Raw genomic sequence first — 3,479 nt, forward strand, 5'->3', positions numbered from 1 at the left:
GGCGCGATCAACATACTCAGGGCGGGACACGCCCGTTGCGCCTGTGAAGTGAGCGGTGCAGTCATGCCGCCAGCAGCAGGAACCCACCGAAGCGACTCATTCCGGCTCGATGCCGGGGTGAGCGCCGCAGGAATCCCCCGACTTTAGGCGGGGGAGGATGTCAAGCTGAAGGACCGCAGCAAGGACCTGGTCATCAGCGGCGGCTCCAACATCTACCCGCGCGAGGTGGAGGAGGTACTGCTGACCGCCCCGGGCGTGGCCGAGGTGGCCGTGGTCGGCGCGCCCGACCCGGAGTGGGGTGAGGTGGTGGTGGCCTTCGTCGTCGCGCAGCCCGGCGCGGCCCCCAGCGCCGAAGCGCTGGATGCGCACTGCCTGGCGCACATCGCGCGCTTCAAGCGGCCCAAGCGCTATGTGTTCCTCGACGCCCTGCCCAAAAACCACTACGGCAAGGTCCTCAAGACCGAGCTGCGTGCGCGCTTGTCCGCGTCTGCCTGAGGGCGCTCCGCCGGGGCGGGTGCGGCGGGCAGCGCCCGGGCCCCGGCACCGATCCACACCACCGTCGGACGTCCGCTGTGCAGCACGCTGGCCTGTGCCAGCGTATCGAGTGTGTGCTGGGAGTGGATGGCATCCGGCCAGCCGGCGCGCGAGACCACACTGACCGGCGTGGTCGCCGGCCAGCCAGCGGCCGCCAACTGCCGCGCCAGGCCAGGCAACTGCTTGCCGGCCATGTAGAACACCTCCGTGTCCGCGTGGCGACCGGCTTGCAGGTCGTGTTCGCGCGTCATGGCCGTGGTCAAGGCGACGCTGCGGCCGTGCCCGCGCCGGGTTAGCGGTTGCTGCGCATCGGCCGCGGCGGCCAGGGCGGCGGTCACGCCGGGCACCACCACGGCCTCGTGGCCGGCGGCGCGCACGGCGGCCAGTTCCTCTTCCAGCCGGCCGAAAACGCTGGGGTCGCCGCCTTTGAGGCGCACCACCCGCGCGCCGGTGGCCGCATGGTGCAGCAGCAGGGCGTGAATCACCGTCTGTTCCGTGGCGCGGCCAAAGCCGCGCTTGCCGACGTCGATCCAGTGGGCCTGCGGGGCCAAGGCCCGCAAGGCGGGGTCGGTCAGGGCGTCCGCCAGCACCACCTCGGCCTCGGCCAGCAGGCGCGCGCCGCGCACGGTGATCAGATCGGCCGCGCCGGGGCCGGCGCCGATGAAGGCAATCGTCCCCATGTCAGTCCACCAGCAGGGCGCCGCTGGTGCGGTGCGTGGCCGGATCGACGACGATCAGGGCACCGCCCTCGGTCGAGCCGCTGAACGCCGTCAACGGCAGCGGCTCGGCGGTTTCCACCACCACCCGCCCCAGGTCGTTGACGCCCAGGTGCTGGGCCTCGACCGGTTCCAGCGTATCGATGTCCAGCCGGTGTTCGATGGCGACGAGGCGCCCTTGCACCCAGCGGTGGCCGTGGCGCAGCCAGTAGCGCCGCCCCACCAGGGCGGGTTCGGGGTCCAGCCAGGCCAGGGTGGCGGCGAAGCGGCGGCGCCCCTCCAGTGCACCGGGGGCCGCCAGCCAGTCGCCGCGCGAGACGTCGATCGCGCGGTCCAGCACCAGGCCGACCGATTGGCCGGCGTCGCCCGCGGCCAGGGGCTGACCGGCGTGGTGCAACACCTGCGCCACGCGCGCCGTCTCGCCGGAGGGAAAGACCGCCACCGCATCGCCGGGGCGCACCGTGCCGGTGGCCAGACGGCCCCAGCAGATGCGCGGCTGGTGACCGGTGCCGTCCCCACCGCGGGCCACCCATTGCACCGGCAGCCGCCAGGGCGCGTCCCCGTCCGGTTGCAGCACGGGCAGCGATTCCAGGAGCGCCAGCAGCGGCGGGCCGTCGTACCAGTCGGCATCCAGCGGCGCGGTCACATTGTCCCCGCGCAGGGCCGATACCGGCACGATGCCGGCCGGCTCCAGCCCGGCCCGCCGGGCAAAGGCCTCGAGCGCCTGGCGCACGGCCGCGTAGGCGGCCCCGGCGTCCGGCACGGCATCGATCTTGTTGACGGTGAACACCAGGTGCGGCACGCCCAGCCGGTGCGCCAGCAGCGCATGGCGCCGGGTCTGGGGCAGCAGCGTCACGGGGCGGCGGCTCAGGTCGAGCTTGGTCACATCCACCAGCACCACGGCGGCGTGGCTGCCCGCAGCGGCGGTGACCATGTTGCGGGTGTACTGCTCGTGCCCCGGCGCATCGGCGATGATGAATTTGCGCCGCGGCGTGGCGAAGTAGCGGTAAGCCACGTCGATGGTGATGCCCTGTTCGCGCTCGGCCTCCAGGCCGTCGGTGAGCAGCGACAGGTCCAGCGCACCGCTGCTGCGGCTGTGCCGACGCAGCGCCTCCACCTGGTCGGTCAGCAGCGCCCGGCTGTCGTAGAGCAGCCGGCCGATCAGCGTGCTCTTGCCGTCGTCCACGCTGCCGGCGGTCAGAAAGCGCAGCGCCGCGTGGCGGGCCGCCGCCCGTTGGGGGGTGATCGTGTCGTTCATCAGAAGTAGCCCTCGCGCTTGCGCCGCTCCATCGCGGCGTCACTGGTGCGGTCGTCCACCCGGGTGGCGCCGCGTTCGCTGACGTCGGCGCGCAGCGTCTCGGCCACGATGGCCTCGGCGCTGTCGGCCGTGCTCTCCACCGGGCAGGTGCAGGTCATGTCGCCCACGGTGCGAAAGCGCACGCGCACGGTCTCGACGGTCTCGCCCGCGCGCGGCGGCGTGACCGGCGTCACCGGCACCAGCAGCCCCTGGCGGCGCACCACGGCGCGTTCGTGTGCCCAGTACAGCGTCGGCAGCGCGATGCGCTCGCGCGCGATGTAGGCCCACACATCCAGCTCGGTCCAGTTGCTGATCGGGAAGGCCCGCATGTGCTCGCCCGGCTGCAGCCGGGTGTTGAACAGCGTCCACAGCTCCGGCCGCTGGGCCTTGGGCTGCCATTGGCCGAAGGCGTCGCGGTGGCTGAAGATGCGCTCCTTGGCACGGGCTTTCTCCTCGTCGCGGCGGGCCCCGCCGATCAGCACGTCGAAGCGGTGCGCCTCGATCGCCTCCAGCAGCGTGACGCTCTGGTGCGCATTGCGCGAGGCCAGGGGATCGGCCAGCCGCACCGTGCCGCGCGCGATCGAGTCCTCCACCGCGCCGACGATCAGTGTGTCGCCGTGGCGTTGCACCAGCTCGTCGCGAAAGGCGATCACCTCCGGGAAGTTGTGCCCGGTGTCCACGTGCAGCAGCGGCAGCGGCAGCCGCCCGCTCCAGCCGCCGTCGGGGCGGCGCTGTTGGAAGGCCTTGCGCGCCAGATGCAGCACGACGCACGAGTCCTTGCCGCCCGAGAACAACAGCGCCGGGCGCTCGAACGCGGCCACGGCTTCGCGCAGCAGGTAGATGCCCTCTTCCTCCAGCGCGTCGAGGTGACGCCAGTCGATGTCGGGCAGCAGATGGTGGGGGGTGACAGGGGCGTTCATACGGGGCTTGGG

The 3,479-nt window shown here is 72.6% G+C and carries 3 protein-coding genes and 1 pseudogene; 1 reads left to right on the plus strand and 3 read right to left on the minus strand.

Going from position 1 to position 3,479, the window contains the following annotated elements:
- Nucleotides 1-165: 165 nt before the first annotated feature.
- Nucleotides 166-495 (plus strand): annotated as a pseudogene (locus Tfont_RS14205) (AMP-binding enzyme); the annotation flags it as partial.
- On the opposite strand, the gene cobA reads toward Tfont_RS14205, so the two are convergent.
- Genes cobA through cysD form a run of 3 tightly spaced genes read right to left on the minus strand, consistent with a single transcriptional unit; the run spans nt 441 to nt 3,467 of the window.
- A complete protein-coding gene (cobA, locus tag Tfont_RS14210) occupies nt 441-1,214 on the minus strand; it encodes a uroporphyrinogen-III C-methyltransferase (RefSeq protein WP_058616755.1) in 774 nt (257 codons plus the stop codon). The pseudogene Tfont_RS14205 and the gene cobA sit on opposite strands and share 55 nt — an antisense overlap.
- A 1-nt stretch (nt 1,215) precedes the next feature.
- Nucleotides 1,216-2,508, minus strand: coding sequence for a sulfate adenylyltransferase subunit 1 (locus Tfont_RS14215; protein ID WP_143969919.1), 1,293 nt, complete (start codon nt 2,506-2,508; stop codon nt 1,216-1,218).
- Entirely contained in the window at nt 2,508-3,467 is a 960-nt protein-coding gene (cysD, locus tag Tfont_RS14220) for a sulfate adenylyltransferase subunit CysD (RefSeq protein WP_068607061.1), read from the minus strand. The genes Tfont_RS14215 and cysD overlap by 1 nt, the downstream gene beginning before the upstream one ends.
- Nucleotides 3,468-3,479: the final 12 nt, after the last annotated feature.

This window comes from Tepidimonas fonticaldi, assembly GCF_007556755.1.
Taxonomy (GTDB): domain Bacteria; phylum Pseudomonadota; class Gammaproteobacteria; order Burkholderiales; family Burkholderiaceae_C; genus Tepidimonas; species Tepidimonas fonticaldi.